The organism is Roseococcus sp. SYP-B2431, from assembly GCF_004336745.1.
Classification (GTDB): domain Bacteria; phylum Pseudomonadota; class Alphaproteobacteria; order Acetobacterales; family Acetobacteraceae; genus Roseococcus.
Genome location: NZ_SJXD01000028.1, coordinates 199,841 through 220,897, shown reverse-complemented (window position 1 = coordinate 220,897; position 21,057 = coordinate 199,841). Strand labels below are relative to the sequence as shown.

Sequence of the window (21,057 nt, the reverse complement as noted above, 5' to 3'; positions counted from 1 at the left end):
AAGTCAAACACCTATGTTAGTCCGCCGCTGCGCGAGCCTAGCATCGGCGGGCAGCGGCGCAAAAAGAAAGGCGGCCCGCGAGGGCCGCCTTCCCATTCGGTGCAGGTTCTGGAGACCCGGACTTAGAAGTCCATGTCGCCCATGCCGCCCATGCCGCCGCCGCCCGGGCCACCGGCCGGAGCAGACTTGGCCGGCTTCTCAGCGACCATCGCCTCGGTGGTGATCAGCAGCGAAGCGACCGAGGCGGCATCCTGCAGCGCCGTGCGCACGACCTTGGTCGGGTCGATGATGCCGGCGGCCACCAGGTCCTTGTACTCGTCGAGCTGGGCGTCGTAGCCGTAGACCCACTCGTCGCTGCGCAGCACTTCGCCCGCGATCACCGCGCCGTCCTTGCCGGCGTTGGAGGCGATCTGCTTGACCGGCGCCTGGATCGCCTTGCGGACGATCTCGATGCCGACCTGCTCGTCGCTGTTCAGGCCCTTGAGGCTGCCCAGGTTGGTCGAGGCGCGCAGAAGCGCCGTGCCACCACCGGGAACGATGCCTTCCTGAACGGCGGCGCGCGTCGCGTGCAGCGCGTCGTCCACGCGGTCCTTGCGCTCCTTCACCTCGACCTCGGTGCTGCCACCGACGCGGATGACGGCCACGCCACCGGCGAGCTTCGCCAGGCGCTCCTGCAGCTTCTCACGGTCGTAGTCCGAGGTGGTCTCCTCGATCTGCGCCTTGATCTGCTCGCAGCGGCCCTGGATCTCCGACTTCTCGCCGGAGCCGTCCACGATCGTGGTGTTCTCCTTCTCGATGCGGATGGTCTTGGCCTTGCCGAGCATCGCCAGCGTGACGGTCTCGAGCTTGATGCCGAGGTCCTCGGAGATCAGCTGACCGCCGGTCAGGATCGCGATGTCCTCGAGCATCGCCTTGCGGCGATCGCCGAAGCCCGGAGCCTTCACGGCCGCGATCTTCAGGCCGCCACGCAGCTTGTTGACCACGAGCGTCGCCAGGGCCTCGCCCTCCACGTCCTCGGCGATGATGACGAGCGGACGGCCGCTCTGCACCACGGCCTCGAGCAGCGGCAGCATCGGCTGGAGCTGGGAGAGCTTCTTCTCGAAGATCAGGATGTAGGGCTGATCCATCTCCGCGATCATCTTCTCCGCATTCGTGATGAAATACGGGGAGACGTAGCCACGGTCGAACTGCATGCCCTCGACGACGTCGAGCTCGGTCTGGATGGACTTGGCTTCCTCGACGGTGATGACACCCTCGTTGCCGACCTTCTCCATCGCGGACGCGATCATCTCGCCGATCTCGGACTCGCCGTTGGCGGAGAGCGTGCCGACCTGCGCAACCTCGGCGGAGGTCGTGATCTTCTTGGTCTTCGCCTCGAGCTCCGCGACGACCACGGCCACGGCCTTGTCGATGCCGCGCTTGAGATCCATCGGGTTCATGCCGGCGGCCACGGCCTTGGCGCCCTCGCGGACGATGGCCTGGGCCAGCACGGTTGCCGTCGTCGTGCCGTCACCGGCCGTGTCGTTGGTCTTCGAGGCCACTTCGCGCACCATCTGGGCGCCCATGTTCTCGAACTTGTCGGCCAGCTCGATTTCCTTGGCGACCGTCACGCCGTCCTTCGTGATGCGCGGGGCACCGAAGGACTTGTCGATCACCACGTTGCGGCCCTTGGGGCCCAGCGTCACCTTCACGGCGTCGGCCAGGATGTCCACGCCACGAATCATACGCTCGCGCGCCGAAGCGCCGAACTTCACGTCCTTAGCAGCCATTATGTCACCTCAATATGTTGTTGGAACGGGAGCCTGTAGGCGCCTGATCAGGCGGCCTTCTTGGCCTCGGCCGACCCTTCGATGATGCCCATGACATCGGATTCCTTCATGATCAGCAGCTCTTCGCCGTCGATCTTGACCTCCGTGCCGGACCACTTGCCGAACAGGATGCGGTCGCCAGCCTTGACGTCGAGCGGGCGGACGGTGCCCTCCTCGCTGACGGTGCCATTGCCGACGGCGAGCACTTCGCCTTCCTGCGGCTTCTCCTTGGCGGTGTCGGGGATGATGATGCCGCCCGCGGTCTTCTCTTCGGCCGTGATGCGGCGGACGAGGACGCGGTCGTGCAAGGGACGGAACTTCATGGGGCTCTTTCCTCCTGAAAAGATCAGGCGATGGGAAGCTCCCCGGGTGGCGCCTGCTGGCACTCACCTGCAGGGAGTGCCAGCGATCTAGGCCGGGCCCTCGGGCGAGTCAAGGCAAATGGCAGCACTCTAAGGCTCGGAGTGCCAATCTGCTGAAATCAAACGAAATTTGTCGCGACGCGCAACGAAGTCATGTCACGCTGCCTTCACAGAGAGGCCCGCGGGCGCCGGCAGGCAAGCCGGCCCAAGGGAGATCATCGTCGGAGGAGTCCAGCGCCCATGCTCGACGTTCTGGTGCCCATGGTGCGACAGCCCGACTGGCGGCTGATGACCGCCGAGATCCTCTACCACATGCCCGACCACCCGGCCGTGCTGCAGACCTTCCTCTGGCAAAAGCACGACCTGGCGCCGGAATTCCCGGAGCTCACCCGCTTCCTGGACTTCTGGCGCCGCGAGATCGACGGCCCCCTGCACTCCGTCCGCGTCGCCAGCGAGGCGCTGATCAAGCCGGCGGAGCTGCGCTACTCGAACGGAGTGTTCCGGCTGCACTGACGCTCCCAGGTGCCGGCTGGCTACTCCGCCGCCATCCTCGCCGGCGCTTTGTCGCGCCGGCGCTTCAGCTCCGGGATGACCTGCTCGCCCAGTGCCGTGATGGTCTTCACGACCTTCCAGTGGGGCATATCCGCCCGATGGACCTGGAAGATGACGCGGCTGGTGCCGGCCTCCTCGGCCCAGGCCTCGACGCGGTCGGCCACGGTCTTGGGGCTGCCGGCCACCACGCGGAACTGCGTCAGGATCTGGTCCCAGTCGAACTTGCCGTGGGTGTCGGGCAGCATCTTGCCGTTGCGCGCGACGAACTGCTCCTCGGAGAGATAGCCCGGCGCGTCGATGAAGCGGCCGGCGCGGGTGAGCGTGTTGAAGAAGAACTTCACGTGCGGAAGCATCTCCTCCATCGCCTGCTCGTCCGTCTCGCCGACATAGGCCATGCAGACCATGGGGATCTGGTCCGGGCGGATGGTGTGGCCGTACTCCTTGGCCCGCTCGCGGAGCCTCGCCTGTGCGGCGAGCTGGCTCTTGATCGGGCTGAAAGTGGACGAGTAGCCGAAGCCACGCTGGGCCGCGAGCTCGATGGTCTCCGGGCTGCCGGAGCCGACCAGGTAGACCGGCGGGTGCGGCTGCTGGAACGGCCGCGGCCAGACGTTCAGGAAGCGGTAGTTGTAGAACTGCCCCTCGTGCCGCAGTGGGCCGGGCTCGGTCCAGGCGCGGATGATGAGGTCCAGTGCCTCCTGCTGGCGCTCGCGCGCGGTCACCGGGCTGACGGCGCCGGCCCAGTATTCCATGGGCGTGCCGAGCGGGAAGGCGACCTCCAGCCGCCCGCCGGACATCACATCCAGCATGGCGTAGGAGGCGGCGAGGCGATGCGGATAATCCAGCCCCGGCGGCGTGCCCATCACGCAGATCTTCGCCCGGCTGGTCTGCGGGATCAGCGCGGCGGCAATCACTGAGGGCACCGGCATCAGACTGTAGGGCGTCGCGTGATGCTCGTTCACGCAGAGCCCGTCGAAGCCCAGCTTCTCTGCCAGCACCAGCTCGGAGATGTAGCGCTGGTAGAGGCGGTGGCCTTCCTCGGGATCGAAATGCGAGTTGGAGAAGTCCACCCAGAGCGAGCCGTGCTGGTCGATGTCCTCGGGCAACTTCGTATAAGGCATGAAGTGCCAGGCGAAGAACTCGGTGTTCGGCAGGATGGGCATGGAGTCTGCTCCTCTCGCACTGGCAGCGATTGCGTTCTAGCCTCGAAGGCTAAGGGCAATCAGCGCCGATGGCGACAGTTGGGAGAGAGACGTGCAGTCAGCGCTTGAACGCGGCAGGGCGACCCTCGAGGGCTTCGAGCGCATCGAGCTCGAGCTCAACGGCATCCGCACGGTCGTCCATGTCCGCGGCACGGGCGAGCCGGTCGTCTTCCTGCATGGCGGCGGCACCTTCACCGGCTTCGACTACCTGCGGGACTGGACGAAGACGCATCGCGTGATCGTTCCCTACCATCCGGGCTTCGGCGAATCGGCCGATGATGCGCGCATCGATTCCATGCAGGACTACGTGCTGCATTACCTCGACCTCTTCGATGCGCTGAAGCTCGGGCGGATGTCGCTCGTCGGCTATTCATTCGGCGGCTGGATGGCGGCCGAGATCGCCCTCGTCCAGCAGGAGCGGCTGGACAAGCTCGTGCTGGTCGCGCCGTCGGGCCTGGTGGTGCGCGACCCGCCCTCGACCGACCTGCTCTCGCTGCATCCGTCCGAGGTGATGGCCCACCTCACCGCGCGGCCGGAGCGGCTGAAGCCCTATCTGCCCGAGGGCCACGACCTGCCCTTCCTCACGCTCCGCTACCGCGAGACCAAGGCGACGGCGCGCATCACCTGGGACCACCCTTCGGGCAATCCCAAGCTGGAGCGCTGGCTGCACCGAATCCGCACGCCGACCCTGCTCGTCTGGGGCAGCGGCGACCGCCTCCGTCCCCTGGCGCATGGCGAGGCCTGGGCCCGCTTGCTGCCGCAGGCGCGGCTCTCGGTCCACGAGGGCGCCGGCCATCTGGTGCTGGAGGAGGAGCCCGCAGCCTCGGCCGAGATCGGCGCCTTCCTCGCCGCCTGAAGCCCCTCGACAGGACACGCCCGCCCATGCAGCGCCGTCATCTCCTCACGACCTCCGCCGCCGCGATCGCTGCGCCGCGCCTGGGTCACGCGCAGCGCGCCCGGCCGCTGCGCTTCGTGCCCTTCGCGGATCTCGCGGTGCTGGACCCCCTCGCCACCACCTCGCTAGTCACGCGGGGCCACGCCTACATGGCCTACGACACCTTATATGGCCTTGACGCGCAGCTCCGGCCCCAGCCCCAGATGGTCGAGGGCGCGGCCACGGAGAACGACGGCAGGCTCTGGCGCCTGACGCTGCGAGAGGGCCTGCGCTTCCATGACGGCGAGCCCGTCCGCGCCCGGGACTGCGTGGCCTCGCTCGCACGCTGGGGGCGCATCGACGCCTACGGCCAGGCGCTCTACGCCGTGGTGGACGAGGTCTCGGCCCCGGAGGACCGGGTGATCCAGTTCCGCCTCAAGCGGCCCTTCCCGCGGCTGCCGGACGCGCTGGCCAAGGTGATCGGCTTCGTCCCCGTCATGATGCCCGAGCGGCTGCTGCAGGGACCGCCCGGCCAGCCAATCCGCGAGGTCGTGGGCTCGGGCCCGCTGCGCTATCTGCCGGGGGAAAGCCTCAGCGGATCGCACTATTCCTACGAAAAATTCGCAGGCTATGTGCCGCGTCCTTCCGGCGGGCCCAGCTTCACCGCCGGGCCCAAGCGTGTCTCGCTGGAGCGCGTGGAGCTTCGCATCATCCCCGATGCCAGCACGGCGGCCAATGCGCTCGCGACCGGCGAGATCGACTGGTACGACCAGATCCAGCCCGACCTGATCGCGCCGCTCCGCCGCAACCGGAACCTGATCGTCGAGCCCTGCGAGAGCAGCGGCTATGTGGGCTTCCTCCAGTTCAACCACCGCCTGCCGCCCTTCGACAATCCGGCCATCCGCCGCGCCGTGCTGGGCGCCGTGGACCAGACGGATTTCTGCATCGCGGTGATGGGGCAGGACCCAACGCTCTGGCGCACGGGCCTCGGCTTCTTCTGCCCGGGCACGCCGCTGGCGAGCGAGGCCGGCCTGGCCGCGCTGGGCAGTCCGCGCGATCTGGAGAGGGCGAAGCGCGACCTCCAGGCCGCAGGCTATGCCGGCGAGAAAGTCACGCTGATCAATGCGAGCGACATCGGCTTCGTCTCCGCCATGAACATGGTCGCGGCCGATCTGCTGCGCCGCCTCGGCATGAATGTGGACGCGCTGGAGATGGATGCGGCGACCATGTTCCAGCGCCGCATGCGGCAGGACGGCTGGAACGTCTATGCCATCGGCGCCGTCGGCCTGCAGACCCTGGACCCGGCGGTGAACGGCTTCCTGCGCGGAAATCGCGGCCCCTTCGGCTGGGCCGACCTGCCGCGGGTCGAGGCGCTGCGCGCTGCCTGGCTCGACGCGCCGGACCTCCCGGCGCAGCAGGAGCAGGCTCGGCGCCTCCAGCTCCAGGCCCTGCAGGACCTGCCCTATGTGCCGATCGGCCAGTACCTCGTGCAGACGGCCTATCGGAACAACATCCGCCGCGGCGTCAAGGAGATGTCCGTCTTCTGGGACCTGGAGCGCCGGTGACCGACCCACGCGCGCCGGCGGGCAGCCGCTTCTGCCTGCTGCCCGACATGGCGCTGGATTGCGGGGCGGTGCTGCCCGCGCCCGTCCTGGCCTATGAGAGCTGGGGCAGGCTGGCGCCTTCCGGCGATAACGCCATCCTCGTCACCCACGGCTTCACCTCCAGCGCGCATGCGGCCGGCGAGGCGGGCGACGGCTGGTGGGACGGGCTGATCGGCCCGGGCCGGGCCATCGACACGGACCGCCACTTCGTCGTCGCGTCCAACATGCTCGGCTCCTGCTGGGGCTCGACGGGGCCGACCAGCCTCGATCCGCGCACCGGCCGCCCTTATGGCCCCGACTTCCCGCTGGTCTCGACACGCGACATGGTGCGCGCCCAGCGCGCCCTGCTGGATTCCCTCGGCGTGACGCGGCTGGTGGCGGTGGCCGGGCCGTCCTTCGGCGGCATCCTGGCCTTTCAATGGGCGGTCGAGTTCCCCGATTTCATGGCGGGCATCATCCCCGTGGTCGGCGCGCCGCGCACGCCGCCGAGCGCGCTGGAGCAGGTCGGAAGCTCCGTCCTCCGCTTCTGGAGCGATCCCAACTGGCATGGCGGCCGCTATGCCGAGCATGGCGGGCTGGAGGCGACCATGGTCTCGCTCTGGGCGGAGACGCTGCGCCTCTATGGTCTGAAGGAGGTCCTGGAGGCCCGCATCCCCGACCCCGCCGCGCGCGAGCCGGCGCTGCTCGCCGCCGCCGAGATGGGCCGCCATTTCGACGCCAATGCCTTCATCCGGCTCGGCCTGGCGGCGTCGCATTTCGACGTGGAGCCGCTGTTCCCGCGCATCCGGGCCAAGGTGCTCTACAGCCTCTGTCCGAGTGACCGGGTGTTCCCGGCGACGCTCGCGCCGGAGGTCATGGGCAGGCTGGCGGCCGCCGGCGTGGACGCGCGCTATTTCGAGCTGGAAAGCGACTTCGGCCATCTCGCCTTCCGCGAGGATGCCTCCAAGTTGGCGGCGCCGGTCTCGGAGTTCCTGCTCGGCCTGGCGGCTGGCGCTAAGGCCCCTTGAAGCTCGCCTGGTCTCCCACGGCGCGCCCCGCGCGGTGGCGCCGCATCAGCCAGACGCCGAGCCCGATGCTGGCGGCCAGCAGCACGCCCGACATCGCGAGCTGCCACAGGCCGTCCACCCGCACGCCCTTGCCGAGCAGGGCGAAGACCACCGTCTGCGGCACGTAGCCGAGCAGCGAGGCCGCGAGGAAGGCCCCCGCCGGGATGCCCGACATGCCCGCGAGGAGGTTCAGCGCCAGGTTGTTGCCCACCGGGAAGAGCCGCAGCGCCAGCGTCGCGCCGAAGGGATTCTCGCGCAGAAGCGCCACGATCGGCCGCAGCTGCGGCCCGAAGCGCCCGTCCAGCCGCCGTTCGGCCCAGCCGCGCCCCACCGCGCCCGCCCAGAAGAAGGCGATCGCGCAGCCCAGGACCTGCGCCGCCAGGGCCAGTCCCACGCCGACGACCGTGCCGAAGGCATAGCCGCCGAGGAAGGCCACCGCCTGCCGCGGCAGGCCGGCCGCCAGCGCCGCGGCGCCGATGAGAACGAAGAGGCTCTCCCCCAGCGCGCCCTGGTCGCGGATATAGAGATCCACCCATTCCGTGCCCGGGGCCGCGCCGAGGAGCCGCAGCAGCAGCCCGCCGAGGGCCAGGCCCCCCGCCATCAGCAGGAAACGGCCGAGGGCGGCGGGCCTCACGGGGCCCCGCTCTCCGGCGGCTCGATGTCCGGCCGCCTCCCCCGCCGCTGCAGCCAGGCCACGCCGATCAGGTCGAGCAGGCTGACCGCCAGCCGGTCGAAGGTGCCGTAGTTGGAGGCCCCGCGCATGCGGGGGCGATGGTTGACCGGCTCGCTCACGACCTTCGCCCCGGCGCGCAGCGCGAGCGCGGGCAGGAAGCGGTGCATGTGGTCGAAATGCGGAAGGCCGAGGAAGAGCGCGCGGGGAAACAGCTTCAGCCCGCAGCCCGTATCCGGCGTGGCGTCGCGCAGCAGGCGGGAGCGGATGGCATTCGCGATGCGCGAGGAGCGCCGCTTCACCCAGGAGTCCTTGCGGCTTACCCGGTGGCCCGCGACCATGACCTCGCCGCCCTCGCGCTCCGCGCGCGCCAGCAGCTTCGGAATGTCGGCCGGATCGTTCTGGCCGTCGCCGTCCAGCGTCGCGATCCAGGTCCCGCGCGCCGCCTTCACGCCGCTGACGATCGCGGCGGATTGCCCGCAGCTGACCCGGTGCCTCAGCCAGCGGAGCGGCGTCCCGCCGGCCGCGATCCGTCGCAGCACAGGGGATGTGTCGTCGGTGGAGCCGTCGTCCACATAGACGATCTCATGCGCCACGCCCTCGAGCGCGGTCTCGATCTCGGCGACGAGCGGGGCGATGTTCGGGGCCTCGTTCCGCACGGGAATGACGACCGAAACCAGCGGTGCGGCGGACATCGCCGCGCGTTACCAGCGCGGCGCGGGCGCCACAAGCCCGGCGGAAACGGCGGGGAGGCGCAATTCCCTTGGGCTGCCAAGCGGAAAGATCGGTATTATAACAGGACCATGCCGTTTGACACTCGCAGCCGACCCGCCCTGCCGCCCGCCGCGCGGGGCGAGGGAACCAAGCAGCGCGCGGTGGCTTACTGGCTGCTCGCCGTCGCCGGGGCGATCTGGCTCATGATCGCGCTCGGCGGCGCCACGCGCCTCACCGGCTCCGGCCTCTCGATCATGGAATGGGCGCCCTTCGGCGGCACGCTGCCGCCGCTTTCCGAGGCCGAATGGCGCCGCCTCTACGACCTCTACCGCACCATTCCCCAATACGAACTGGTGAATGCGGGCTTCGGCATCGAGGGCTTCAAGCGGATCTTCTGGCTGGAATGGGCGCACCGCTTCTGGGGCCGGGTGATCGGCCTCGCCTACCTGCTCCCTTTCCTCTGGTTCTGGTGGCGCGGCGCGATCCCGCGCGGGCTGATGCCGCGGCTCGGCCTGCTCTTCCTGCTGGGCGGCATGCAGGGCGCGATCGGCTGGTTCATGGTCGCCTCGGGCTTCGACGCGGACCGCACGACGGTCTCGCCCTACCGGCTCGTCGTGCACCTCATGCTGGCGCTGGTCCTCTTCGCCGCGATCGTCTGGACGGCGCTCGACCTGCTGCGCGGCCGGCCGGCCGTCGCCGTGCCGGGCACCGGAAAGGTCCGCCGGCAGGTGCTCGCGGCCTTCTGGCTCGCGGCCCTGACCATGCTGGCGGGCGGCTTCGTCGCCGGCCTCCGCGCGGGCTTCACCTACAACACCTTCCCGCTCATGGACGGGCAGCTGGTACCGGAGGGCTATCTGCAGCTCGATCCCGTCTGGCGCAACTTCACCGCCAATATCGCGGCCGTGCAGTTCAATCACCGCCTGCTGGCCACGCTGACCGGGCTGGCCATGATCGGCGCCGCCATCGCCGCATGGCGCCGGCTGCCCGACGGCTTCGCGCGCCGCGCGGTGCTGGTGATGGCCGGCACGGTGGCCGCGCAATACGTGCTCGGCATCGTCACGCTGCTGCATGTGGTGCCGCCGGCCCTGGGCACGGCGCATCAGGCGCTGGCGGCCGGCGTGCTCGCGGCCGGGCTCTGCGCGTGGCACGCATTGCGCGAACCCCCGATGCGCCATTCGACGCCGCGCCGTTCCGGATCGGGCGAGCCGGGCGCATGAGCGCCGGCGAGATCGAGAGCCCCGGCGCCGAGGCGCTGGCCGCCCTCCCGGTCGCGCTGATGGGATTTTCCGGGGAGCGCCGGCTCCTTCTGGCCAATGCGGAGATGCTGGCGCTGCTGGGCCTGGAGGCGGCGAGCCTGCCTCCCGGCGCGGCGGAAGACGAGGTGCTGCGCCGGCTCGCTTTCCACGGCACCTTCGGCCCGGGCGACCCCGAGCAGCGCCTGCGCGAGGTGCTGGAGCTCGATCCGGCGCGCGGCCATCGTCGCCTGCTGCGCGACGTGACGGGCCGGGCGCTCGAGCTGCGGCTCGCGCCGCTGCCCGGCGGCGGCCGGGTGCTGACCATCGTCGACGTCACGGACCACGTGCAGCCGCGGGACGCGGCGGAGTTGCGGTCCCGCGCCGCCGCCGAGGCGCTGTCCCGCCTCGGCACGGGCGTCGCGCAATACGATGCCGACCACCGGCTGTCGCTGAGCAACCCCGCCTATGCCAAGCTCATCGGCCTCGACCCGCGCTCGCTGCGCGAGGGCGCCACGGTGTCCGAGATCGTCCAGCGCCAGCAGGAGGCCGGCGAGTTCGACGCCGAGACGGCCAGGGCCGTGATCGCCCGCATGTCCGCCTATCCCAAGGGCCTCACCTGGCAGATGGAGCGCACCAGGCCCAACGGCCGGACCCTGCGCTTCGAGAACCAGCTCATGCCGGACGGCGGCTGGCTCGCCGAGATCACCGACGTCACGGAGAAGCACGCGGCCGAGCAGGAGGCGCGCCGCCGCATCGCGCTGCACGATGCCCTGATGCAGGCGCTGCCGGTCGGCGTGGCCGTCTATGCGGCGGACCGCACATGCACCATGGTGAACCCGGCCTACAACCGGATCATGGCGCGCAGCCCCATCCAGGTCGGCGAGAACCTGCGCGACATCCTGCTGCGCCGCGCGATCGAGGGCGAGTTCGGCCGAGTCGCCGATCCGGAGGAGGAGGTGCGCCGCCGCCTCACCCTCGTCGCCGCGCCCTACAGCTTCGAGCAGCGCCTGGCCGGCGTCTCCACGGTGCACCGCAGCGTGCCGCTGCCCGATGGCGGTCACGCCATGGTGGTGGCCGACATCACCGCGCTGGAGGCCGCCCAGGCCGAGCTGCGCCAGCGCGCCGAGCTCTTCCGGACCATGATCGAGAGCACGCGCCACGGCATCGCGATGTTCGACGCCTCGACGCGCGTCGTCGTCGCCAACCGCCTGGCCGCGCATCTCTGCGGCGTGCCGCCGGAGAAGTTCGTCCCCGGCATCACGCTCGAGCAGCTGCGCGAGCTGCAGATCGCCTATGGCGTCCATGGCGGCCGCGAGATGACGGAGAGGTTCCTCGCGGGCCGGCGCGGCCGCGAGCTCCACGGGCCCGACCGCTACCGCCGCCGCAGCAACAACGGCGCCACGATCGAGGTCGTCACCGACCGGCTGCCGGATGGGGGCTTCGTCCGCAGCTACACCGATGTTACGGCGCAGGTCGCGGCCGAGGCCGAGGCGACGAGCCGCGCGGCCACGTTGCAGACCGTCCTCGACAACATGCGCCACGGCATCGCGCTCTTCGATGCCGACCATCGGCTGCTCGCGGCCAATGCCCTCTGCGGCGCGGTAATGGGCATCGGCGACGCCCTGCGGCCCGGCATGCGGCACGAGGAGATCATGCGGTTGCAGGCCGCGACCGGGGAGTTCGGCACGGACGAGCAGGCCGAGCGCTACATCGAGGAATCCGTCAACGCGGACTGGGCGCGGGCGCGGCACGTGCGCCGCCGGCGACCGGACGGCACCGAGCTGGAGGTGTTGACGAGCCCGGTGCCCGGCGGCGGCTTCGTCCTGACGCTCACCGACATCACCGCCCGCGTCGTCGCCGAGCGCGAGGTGGAGCGCCGCGCCGAGGTGCTGGCCACCACGCTGAACGCCGCGCGCCAGGGCATCACGCTCTTCGACGCCGGGGGCAGGGTGGTCGCCGCCAACGACATCGCGGCCCATCTGGGCGGCTTCCCGGACGGCCTCTCCATGGTCGGCCTGACGCATGCGGAGGTGGTCGCGCGGCAGCGCCGTCTCGAAGGCGTCTCGCCCGAGGAGGAGGCGCGGCGCGCGGCGCTCTTCGAGACTCAGGACCGCACGAAGCCCATCCGCTACCAGCGCCGCCGCGCGGACGGCACGGTGATGGACATCATGTCCGACCCGACAGCGGATGGCGGCTACGTCGTCTCGCTCTCGGACGTGACCGAGCTGGTGCTGGCCCGCGAGCAGGCCCAGGCCCAGGCGGCCGCGCTCACCGCCACGCTCGACGCCTCGCGCCACACCATCATCCTCTACGGCCCCGACCGCCGCGTCGTCGCCACCAACCGCATCAACCTGGAACTCACCGGCTTCGCCTCCGTCGAGGAGATGGTCGGCAAGACCTATGAGGAGGTCATCACCAGCCAGGCGCGCAAGGATTTCGGCGACGACCACGCGTGGTTCGTGCAGGAGATGCTGGCCGTCGACCGCACGAAGTCGATCCGCTACCAGCGCCGCCTCGCGGATGGCCGCGTGCGCGACATCGCCTCCGATCCGACCCCCGATGGCGGCTTCGTCATCTCCGTCTCGGACGTGACGGAGATGGTGGATGCGCGGGAGGAGGCGCAGCGCCGCGCCGGCATCCTGCAGGTCATGCTGGACAACAGCCGGCAGGGCATCGCGCTCTATGACAGCGAGCAGCGGCTGGTCGCCGCGAACGCCCTCGCCGGCGAGCTGATGGGCCTGCCGGGCATGGTGGTCCCCGGCATCACGCAGCGTGAGCTCCTGGCCGCCCAGCGCCAGCGCGGGATGTTCGACGGGCCGGACCAGGACGGCGAGACCTGGGAGCGGTTCTTCGTCGAGCTGGACCGCAGCCTGCCGCACCGCATCCAGCGCAACCTGCCGGACGGCCGGCGGCTCGACATCTCCTCCGACCCGACGCCGGATGGCGGCCATGTCGTCTCGATCGCCGACGTGACGTCGCTGGTCCGCGCCGAGGAGGCGGCCGAGCAGCGCGCCGGCGTGCTCAAGACCATGCTCGAGAACAACACCTCGGGCATCATGCTCTACGACGCGGAGCGCAGGCTGGTCGCCTTCAACGCGCTCGCCGCCGAGCTGACGGAGGTGCCGGACCTCGAATCCCGCATCGGGCACACGCTGGAGGAGAACCTCGCCGTCCAGGCGAGGACCGGCACTTTCGGCGCCGGCGAGGAGGGGCTGCGCAACATGCGGCGGCTGGCCGAGATGGACCGCCGGCAGTCGCACCGCAGCCAGCGCATGGCCGCGGATGGCCGCGTCCTCATCGTCAACACGGACCCGACGCCGGATGGCGGCTTCGTCATCTCGCTGACGGACGTCACCGCGGTCGTGCGGGCCGAGGCGGAGGCCGCGCGCCGCGCCGAGATCCTCGGTGTCATGCTGGGAAATATCCGCCACGGCATCGTGCTGTTCGACAGCACCGGCCATGTCGTCGCCTCCAATGCCAAGCTGCACGAGATTCTGGAGCTGCCGCAAAGCCTGCTCATGCCCGGCACGAGCCACGACGCCATGGTCGAGACCCTCCACCGGCGGCACGAATACGGCACGGACCAAGGGGCGCTGGCGCGCACCGAGCGAATCAAGCGGCAGGACCGCACCGTCTCCCTGCAGTCGATCCGCACGCGGCCCAACGGCAGCATCCTGGAGGTCGTCTCCGACCCCACGCCGGACGGCGGCTGGGTGGTCACCTACACCGACGTCACCGAGGACCGGCGCGTGCGCGCGGAGCTGGAGGCGGCGCGCGTGCAGGCCGAGGCGGCGAGCCGCGCCAAGTCGCGCTTCCTCGCCACCATGAGCCACGAGCTGCGCACGCCGCTGAACGCGGTCATCGGCTTCTCCGAGGTGCTGCACGGCCGCAGCTCGCCCGAGGAGGTGGAGGAATTCGCCGCGGCCATCCAGGAGGCGGGGCGGCACCTGCTCTCGCTGATCGACGACATCCTCGACATCACCCGCGCCGAGAGCGGCAGCCTGCCGGTGGTGCTGGAGAACGTCTCGCCGGTCCCGCTGCTGGAGGGCGCGGCGCGGATGGTCGGCGCTTCGGCGGCGAGCGGGAAGCTGCTTCTCGCGACCGACCTGCCGGCCTCGCTGCCGCTGCTGCGCGCCGATGGGCGGCGGCTGCGCCAGGTGGTGCTGAACCTGCTCAGCAACGCGACCAAGTTCACGCCGGCGGGCGGGGAGATCACGCTGCGGGCCCGGGCCGATGCGGGCGGCTTCGTCGTGGAGGTGCGCGACACCGGCATCGGCATCGAGGCCAGGGACCTGGAACGCGTCTTCGAGCCCTTCACGCAGATCGACAGCGCGCTGGCCCGCCGCTTCCCGGGATCGGGCCTGGGGCTGCACCTGTGCCGCGCGCTGACCGAGGCGCAGGGCGGCACGCTGGAGCTGGAGAGCGTTCCGGGGGTCGGCACCACCGCGCGCATCGCCTTTCCGGCGAGCGCGATCGTCCAATCGGACCAGGCGGGCCCGGCGGAGCCCCTTGCGTGACGGCTCCGCACTGAACACCTATCGTGGCTGAGGCGCGTCCCATGTTTCCCTGCGCCGCGTGATCGGAAGTTCCATGCCGCTCGACACCCCGCTCGCCGTCACCGACCGCCTCTTCTATGCGGAGCTCGATCCCGAGGCCGCGCGCCGCCGCCTGCGCGACGCCACCCAGGGCGCCGAGGACGGCGAGCTGTTCTTCGAATATCGCGAGAGCGAGGCGATCAGCCTGGAGGACGGCCGCATCCGCTCCGCCAGCTACGACACCGCGCGCGGCTTTGGCCTGCGTGCGGTGCAGGGCGAGGCGGCGGGCTACGCGCATTCGGGCGAGATCACCGATGCGGCGCTGGCGCGCGCGGCCTCGACCGTCGGCGCGGTGCGGCAGGGGCGCAGCGGCACGCTCGACGTCGGACCGCGGGCGACCAACACGCAGCTCTACGAGGCGGCGAACCCGCTGAACGCCATGGGCTTCGCGGAGAAGACCGCGCTGCTGCTGGAGCTGGACGCCTATGCCCGCGCGCTGGACCCGCGCGTGACGCAGGTAATGGCCTCGCTCAGCGGCGAGTGGCAGGCGGTGCAGATCCTGCGCCCCGACGGGCTGCGCGTGGCCGACCTGCGCCCGCTGATCCGCTTCAACGTGAGCGTCGTGGTCGAGCAGGACGGGCGCCGCGAGACCGGCAGCTTCGGCACGGGCGGCCGCTTCGCCTATGCGCGCGTGCTGGACGATGGCGGCTGGCAGCGCGGCGTGAAGGAGGCGCTGCGCCAGGCGCTGGTGAACCTTGAGAGCGTGGCGAGCCCGGCTGGCGAGACCGAGGTGGTGCTCGGCCCGGGCTGGCCCGGCATCCTGCTGCACGAGGCGATCGGCCACGGGCTGGAGGGCGACTTCAACCGCAAGAAGACCTCGGCCTTCGCGGGGCTGCTGGGCCGGCGGATCGCGGCGCCGGGCGTGACCGTGGTGGATGACGGCACCATCGCCGACCGCCGCGGCAGCCTCACCGTGGACGACGAGGGCACGCCCTCCGGCCGCACCGTGATGATCGAGGACGGCATCCTGCGCGGCTTCATCCAGGACCGGCAGAACGCGCGGCTGATGGGCGTGCAGCCGACCGGCAACGGGCGGCGCCAGAGCTACGCGCACAGCCCCATGCCGCGCATGACCAACACGATCATGCTGGGCGGCGAGGCCTCGCCCGAGGAGATCATCGGCAGCGTGAAGAAGGGCATCTACGCCGTGAACTTCGGCGGCGGCCAGGTGGACATCACTTCCGGAAAATTCGTCTTCTCGATGAGCGAGGCCTATCTCATCGAGGACGGCAGGATCGGCGCGCCGGTGAAGGGCGCGACGCTCATCGGCAACGGCCCGGACGCGATGACGAAGGTGTCCATGATCGGCAACGACAGCGCCATGGACCCTGGCATCGGCACCTGCGGCAAGCAGGGGCAGGGCGTGCCGGTGGGCGTCGGCCAGCCGACGCTGAAGATGACCGGGCTGACGGTGGGCGGGACGAAGATCTGAGGGCGCGCCCTCAGACCCCTCGCGTGATGCCCTCGTCCACGCGCGGATCCGCCTGGTGATATAGCCGCGGCCTTCGAAGAGCGGCGGGGCCGATCCGCCCCCCCGGCCACGTCTCAGACTTGCATCCCGCGCCCCGCCGTGCGACCCGCGCAGGCACAAAGATGCCTGACAGAACCGCATGCTGCGCCGGCTGACGCGCCACCCCACCTTCCAGGCTGGCGCCGCGCATCTGCTGGGGCTCTACCTCGCCCTGGTCTATCGCACGACGCGCTGGCGCCTTCTCGGCGGCGAGCACATCGACGCCGCCTTCGCCGCGCATGGCACCGTCATCGCCGCCTTCTGGCATGAGAACCTGCCCGTCATGCCGCAGCTCTGGAAGCTGGGCCAGGCGCGCGCCGGCCTCGGCACCGGCCACGTCCTCGTCTCCCGCCACCGGGACGGCCGCTTCATCGGCGCCGTGGTGAAGCGCTTCGACCTCACCATGGTCCACGCCTCCTCCTCGAAGGGCGGCGCGGCAGGGATGCTCGCGCTGATGCGGCTGCTGCGCGGCGGCGCCTTCGTCGGCATCACGCCCGACGGGCCGCGCGGCCCGCGCCGCCAGGCCGCCCCCGGCGTTGCCCAGCTCGCGGCGATGAGCGGCAAGCCCGTGCTCCCCGTCGCCGGCCGCTCCGCGCGCGGCATCCAGCTGCGGAGCTGGGACCGGATGGTCGTCCCGCTGCCCTTCGCCCGCGGCGTGCTGGTCGTGGGCGCGCCCATCCTCGTCCCGCGCGGCGGCGCCGAGGCCCTGTTGCCGGCCATCGTGGCCGGCCTCGACGCCGCCTGTGACGCCGCCGACGCCGCCGTCGGACGGCCGCGCCCATGAGGGGCAGGTCGTGAGCCGGATCTGGCACCTCGCCGCCACCCTCGCGGTCCCGGCGCTGCGCTGGAACCTCCGGCGCCGCGTCCGCCTGGGCAAGGAGGAGGCGGCCCGCCTGCCCGAGCGCGAGGGCCACGGCGCCGCCCGGCCGGAGGGCCGCCTCCTCTGGCTCCACGCGGCCAGCGTCGGCGAGACGCTGGCCATCCTGCCCCTGCTCGACGCGCTCCTCGCCCGCGACCCGGCGCTGAGCTTCCTCGTCACCACCGGCACCGCGACCTCGGCGCAGCTGCTCCCCCAGCGCCTGTCCGGGGAGCTCGGCGCGCGCGTCATCCACCGCTACGTGCCGCTGGACGTTCCCCCCTGGGTGGCCCGCTTCCTCGACGGCTGGCGGCCCGACGCGGCCTGCCTCGTGGAGAGCGAGCTCTGGCCCAACCTGCTCGGCGCCTGCGCCGCGCGGGGGATCCCGACGGCGCTGCTCAATGCCCGCATCTCGGGCCGCTCCTTCCGCCGCTGGCGCAATTTCGGCCCGGGCCTGATCCGCCGGCTGCTGGGCGGCTTCTCGCTGATCGTGCCGCGCTCGGCCGAGGATGCCGCGCGGCTGACCGCCCTCGGCGCGCGGCGCCTGGCCCCGGCGGGCGACCTCAAGCTCGCCGCCGATCCCCTGCCGGCGGATCCCGGGAAGCTGGCGGAGCTTCGCGCCGCGATCGGCGCCCGCCCCGTCCTGCTGGCCGCCAGCACGCATCCCGGGGAGGAGGAGCTGGTCCTCGCCGCCGCGCGCGAGCTGGCGCCCCGCGTCCCGGACCTTCTCACCATAATCGTCCCCCGCCATCCCGAGCGCGGATCCGAGATCGCCGCGGCGGCCGGCGCCCCCCGGCGCGGCGCGGGCCTGCCGCCCGGAGAGGGGCCGGCCTATATCGCGGACACGCTGGGCGAGCTCGGGCTCTTCTACCGCCTGGCCTCGGTGGCGCTGGTCGGCGGCAGCCTGATCCGCCATGGCGGCCAGAATCCGCTGGAGGCCGCGCGGCTGGGCTGCCCCATGATCCTCGGCCCGCACATGGAGAACTTCGCGGACGCCACTGCCGCGCTTCTCGCCGCGGGGGGCGCCCGCCAGCTGCCCGACGCGGCCGCGCTGGCGGGGGTCGTTGCGGATATGCTATCCCACCCGGAGAGGGCGGCCGGCCTCGTGGCCGGTGCGACCCGCGTTGTTTCCGCCGCCTCCGACCTGCCGGGCCGGCTGGCGGTGGCGCTCCTGGACCTGCTGCCGGGTAAGGCCGCGGGGAAAGCTTAGAGAAGAGGACGTCAGCATCAGCATCAAAGCGCCCGATTTCTGGGGACGCCGGGGGGGAATCATGCCCCTGCTGCTCTCGCCTTTCGCCGCGGTCTATGCCGGCGCGACCGCGCGGCGCATGGCGCGGCCCGGCTGGCGCGCCCCGGTCCCGGTGATCTGCTGCGGCTCCGTCACCGCGGGCGGAGCGGGCAAGACCACGCTGACCATCGACCTCGGCCGCCGGCTCGCCGCGCGCGGCGTCGCCAGCCACTTCCTGCTCCGCGGCTATGGCGGCAGCGTGAAGGGCCCCGTCCGCGTCGAGCCGGCGAAGCATGGCAGCGAGGCCGTGGGCGACGAGGCCCTGCTGCTCGCGGCCCTGGCGCCGACCTGGGTGAGCGCCGACCGCGCCGAGGGCGCGAGATGCGCCGTGGACGCCGGTGCCGGCGTCATCGTGATGGATGACGGGCTGCAGAACCCGACGCTTGAGAAGACGCTCTCCCTGCTGACCATCGACGGCAGCGCCGGCTTCGGCAATGGCCGGGTGATCCCGGCCGGCCCGCTGCGCGAGAGCGTCGCCGCCGGGGCCGCGCGCTGCGTCGCGGCCGTGCTCATCGGGCAGGACGAGACCGGCGCGCTGGCGCTGCTCCCGCCGGAGATGCCGGTGCTGCGCGCCGACCTGGTCTCCGGGCCCGAGATGGCGGAGCTCTCCGGCCAGAACGTCTTTGCCTTCTGCGGCATCGGCAATCCGCGAAAGTTCTTCACCACGCTGCGGCTCGGCGGCGCCGTGGTGGCGGGCAGCGAGGCCTTCGCCGACCACTATCCCTTCGACGCCGGCGACATGCGCGCGCTGCTGGCCCAGGCCGAGCGGCTGGGCGCCGTCCCGGTCACGACGCGCAAGGACTGGGTGCGCATCCCGCCCGAGTTCCAGACCAAGGTGCGCGTGGTGAGCGTCACGCTGCGATGGGAGGACCCGGCCCGGATCGACGCGCTGCTGGACCGCGCCCTGGCCACGGAGGCCGCGGCGGCCTGAGCCTCGGCCGGGCCCGGCCGTGCCCGGCCCGTGACCCCGGAGGCGTCACGGGCAAGGGCGCAGCGAGCGCCCTTCCGGCTTCAGCGCGAGAGTCGCTGCGCCGCCATGGGCAGCACCACATTGCCCTCCGTGCAGGCGTTCACCCGGCGGCGCTCCTCGGCGACGCCACCCTGGTAGACCACCCGGATGTCGTACATGCAATCGCCCGGCGGCAGCTGGAACTCGCGGTTCCCGCCGGCCTGGATCACCTCGTTCGCGCCCAGCCGGTCATTGCCCCAGCTGTTCTGCGAGGTCAGCGACGCATAGACGTTGTTCACGATGTTGGAGGTGCTGTTCTCCAGCCGGATCGCCGGGGCTCCGCCTGGCGCCGGGGCCTGGCCGCCAGGGGCGGTCTTCTGGGCGAAAGCCGGCGTGGCGGCTGCCAGGGCCAGGCAAACGGCAAGCGTCGTGCGGCGAAACATCTGGATCTCCTCGCGAAATATTTGCTGGAGCATACAGAATCGATCCGCCGACGGGAAGTTGTCGGGCCAAGGCGTCAGGCCGGCATGCGAAAGGTGAAGACGGTCTCCTCCGGCGTCGAACGGACCTCGATCGTGCCGTCATGCGCGCGCGCGATCTCGGCCGCGATGTAGAGGCCCAGACCCAGCCCGCCTTCGGCCGCGCTGCCGCGGAAGAAGGGCTGGAACAGCCTGGCCTGCTTCTCCGCCGGGATGGGCGTCCCGCCATTGGCCACCGAGAGTTCCAGCATGCCTCCGGCCATGCGCGCCTCCGCACGAACCGGCGTGTCCTCCGCGCCATGGGTCAGGGCATTGCCGAGCAGGTTGGAGAAGAGCTGCGCGATCCGCCGCGAATCGCCGTGCAGGCGCTCGGGCAGGTCGATCCGCGCCTCGATGACGCGCTCGGGCTGGGCCGTGCGCATCTCGGCGAGGACCTGGAGCAGGAGCGGGGCCACCGGTTCGTCGGTCCGGCGCGTGAGGGCGATGCCGCCGCCGAGCCGGCCGCGCGCGAAGTCCAGCACGTTCTCGATCAGCCCGGTCATCCGCGTGACGCTGGCCTGCATCATGCCGATGATCTGGACGGAGAACTCGTCCGGCGCGCGGCTCAGCAGCAGCCGCGTGCCGGAGGCGATGGCCGCCAGCGGATTGCGCAGGTCGTGGCCCAGGACGGCGATGAACTGTTCGCGCAGCTCGGCCGTCTCGCGCTCCCCGGCCAGCGCGGCCTCGCTTTCCGCCACGCGGCGATGCGCGTCGAGATGGAAGGCGATCAACTCGGCGAAGAGCCTGAACATCCCGATCACCTCCGGCGTCCGGAGCCGGGCCGGGCGCGGATCGACCGCGCAGAGCGTGCCGAAGAATCGCCCGTCGGGCAGGATGATGGGCATCGAGATGTAGCTCTGGAAGCCGTATTGCCGCGGCGTGGGATGGTCCCGGTAGGCCGGATCCTCGGCGACGTGGTCGATGACCACCGCCTCCGGCAGGGCGCGGATCTCGTGGCAGATCGTGGTCTCGACCACGAGCTCGCTGCCCGGCTTGAGGCCGAAGGCGATCTCGTCCCGGACGGCGCAGGCGATCCAGCGGTCCTCCGTCACCCGCGCCACGGCGGCGAAGCCCATGCCGGTGGTGCGGCAGATCACTTCCAGGATCGTGGGAACGGCAGGGATTGCCTCGATGGCGCTGATATCCCGGTCGAAATCATGATCCATGGTTCGGGATTAGGGGCCGTCGGCAGGGATTGTCACCCTCCTGTGATAGGAAGGCGGCTGAAATTTTGTGAACCGTCCGGCCGGTATAGTTGCCTTGACAAACCGTCCGGA

17 protein-coding genes are annotated in these 21,057 nt (G+C 71.2%); 10 read left to right on the top strand and 7 right to left on the bottom strand.

What is annotated here, in order from left to right; all coding sequences use genetic code 11:
* Positions 1–122 precede the first annotated feature (122 nt).
* Both groL and groES read right to left on the bottom strand, forming a co-directional pair.
* Entirely contained in the window at positions 123–1,769 is a 1,647-nt protein-coding gene (gene groL / locus EJV46_RS19355) for a chaperonin GroEL (RefSeq protein ID WP_131550352.1), read from the bottom strand.
* A gap of 47 nt (positions 1,770–1,816) precedes the next feature.
* Positions 1,817–2,131 (bottom strand): co-chaperone GroES, encoded by a 315-nt coding sequence (gene groES / locus EJV46_RS19350; RefSeq protein WP_131550351.1) that lies wholly within the window; start codon positions 2,129–2,131, stop codon positions 1,817–1,819.
* Between the two features lie 279 nt (positions 2,132–2,410).
* Between groES and EJV46_RS19345 the strand changes: the two genes are divergently transcribed.
* Positions 2,411–2,683, top strand: a complete 273-nt coding sequence (locus EJV46_RS19345; RefSeq protein ID WP_131550350.1) for an usg protein — start codon at positions 2,411–2,413, stop codon at positions 2,681–2,683.
* A 20-nt stretch (positions 2,684–2,703) separates the two neighbouring features.
* Here EJV46_RS19345 and EJV46_RS19340 read toward each other — a convergent pair whose 3' ends face one another.
* A complete protein-coding gene (locus EJV46_RS19340) occupies positions 2,704–3,882 on the bottom strand; it encodes an LLM class flavin-dependent oxidoreductase (RefSeq protein WP_131550349.1) in 1,179 nt (392 codons plus the stop codon).
* 91 nt (positions 3,883–3,973) lie between these two features.
* Between EJV46_RS19340 and EJV46_RS19335 the strand changes: the two genes are divergently transcribed.
* From EJV46_RS19335 to EJV46_RS19325, 3 genes are read left to right on the top strand one after another with little or no spacing between them, the layout of a single operon-like run.
* Positions 3,974–4,777, top strand: a complete 804-nt coding sequence (locus EJV46_RS19335) for an alpha/beta fold hydrolase (RefSeq protein WP_165585621.1) — start codon at positions 3,974–3,976, stop codon at positions 4,775–4,777.
* Between the two features lie 26 nt (positions 4,778–4,803).
* Positions 4,804–6,360 (top strand): ABC transporter substrate-binding protein, encoded by a 1,557-nt coding sequence (locus EJV46_RS19330; protein WP_131550347.1) that lies wholly within the window; start codon positions 4,804–4,806, stop codon positions 6,358–6,360.
* Positions 6,357–7,406, top strand: a complete 1,050-nt coding sequence (locus EJV46_RS19325) for an alpha/beta fold hydrolase family protein (protein WP_131550346.1) — start codon at positions 6,357–6,359, stop codon at positions 7,404–7,406. The genes EJV46_RS19330 and EJV46_RS19325 overlap by 4 nt, the downstream gene beginning before the upstream one ends.
* Here the strand turns inward: EJV46_RS19325 and EJV46_RS19320 are convergent.
* Positions 7,393–8,079 (bottom strand): TVP38/TMEM64 family protein, encoded by a 687-nt coding sequence (locus EJV46_RS19320; RefSeq protein WP_240782656.1) that lies wholly within the window; start codon positions 8,077–8,079, stop codon positions 7,393–7,395. The genes EJV46_RS19325 and EJV46_RS19320 overlap by 14 nt on opposite strands.
* Positions 8,076–8,810 carry a glycosyltransferase family 2 protein gene (locus tag EJV46_RS19315; RefSeq protein ID WP_131550345.1) on the bottom strand — a complete coding sequence of 245 codons (735 nt, stop codon included), beginning with the start codon at positions 8,808–8,810 and terminating at the stop codon, positions 8,076–8,078. The genes EJV46_RS19320 and EJV46_RS19315 overlap by 4 nt, the downstream gene beginning before the upstream one ends.
* A gap of 108 nt (positions 8,811–8,918) precedes the next feature.
* Between EJV46_RS19315 and EJV46_RS19310 the strand changes: the two genes are divergently transcribed.
* The 6 genes from EJV46_RS19310 to lpxK all read left to right on the top strand — a co-directional run bounded on the left by EJV46_RS19310 (position 8,919) and on the right by lpxK (position 19,244).
* Entirely contained in the window at positions 8,919–10,046 is a 1,128-nt protein-coding gene (locus tag EJV46_RS19310) for a COX15/CtaA family protein (RefSeq protein WP_131550344.1), read from the top strand.
* Positions 10,043–14,581 (top strand): PAS-domain containing protein, encoded by a 4,539-nt coding sequence (locus EJV46_RS19305; protein WP_131550343.1) that lies wholly within the window; start codon positions 10,043–10,045, stop codon positions 14,579–14,581. Before EJV46_RS19310 ends, EJV46_RS19305 begins: the two co-directional genes overlap by 4 nt.
* A 73-nt stretch (positions 14,582–14,654) precedes the next feature.
* Complete coding sequence (gene tldD / locus EJV46_RS19300) at positions 14,655–16,091, top strand: metalloprotease TldD (protein WP_131550342.1); 1,437 nt, start codon at positions 14,655–14,657, stop codon at positions 16,089–16,091.
* A gap of 178 nt (positions 16,092–16,269) precedes the next feature.
* Positions 16,270–16,953, top strand: a complete 684-nt coding sequence (locus EJV46_RS19295; RefSeq protein WP_131550341.1) for a lysophospholipid acyltransferase family protein — start codon at positions 16,270–16,272, stop codon at positions 16,951–16,953.
* A 10-nt stretch (positions 16,954–16,963) separates the two neighbouring features.
* On the top strand, positions 16,964–18,235 hold the full coding sequence (locus tag EJV46_RS19290; RefSeq protein ID WP_131550340.1) for a 3-deoxy-D-manno-octulosonic acid transferase: 1,272 nt from the start codon (positions 16,964–16,966) through the stop codon (positions 18,233–18,235).
* A 22-nt stretch (positions 18,236–18,257) separates the two neighbouring features.
* Positions 18,258–19,244, top strand: coding sequence for a tetraacyldisaccharide 4'-kinase (lpxK, locus tag EJV46_RS19285; RefSeq protein WP_131550493.1), 987 nt, complete (start codon positions 18,258–18,260; stop codon positions 19,242–19,244).
* An 80-nt stretch (positions 19,245–19,324) separates the two neighbouring features.
* Here lpxK and EJV46_RS19280 read toward each other — a convergent pair whose 3' ends face one another.
* Together EJV46_RS19280 and EJV46_RS19275 are read right to left on the bottom strand one after the other, a co-directional pair.
* Entirely contained in the window at positions 19,325–19,705 is a 381-nt protein-coding gene (locus EJV46_RS19280; protein WP_131550339.1) for a hypothetical protein, read from the bottom strand.
* Positions 19,706–19,779: 74 nt separating this feature from the next.
* Positions 19,780–20,946 (bottom strand): GAF domain-containing sensor histidine kinase, encoded by a 1,167-nt coding sequence (locus EJV46_RS19275; protein WP_131550338.1) that lies wholly within the window; start codon positions 20,944–20,946, stop codon positions 19,780–19,782.
* Between the last annotated feature and the right edge of the window lie 111 nt (positions 20,947–21,057).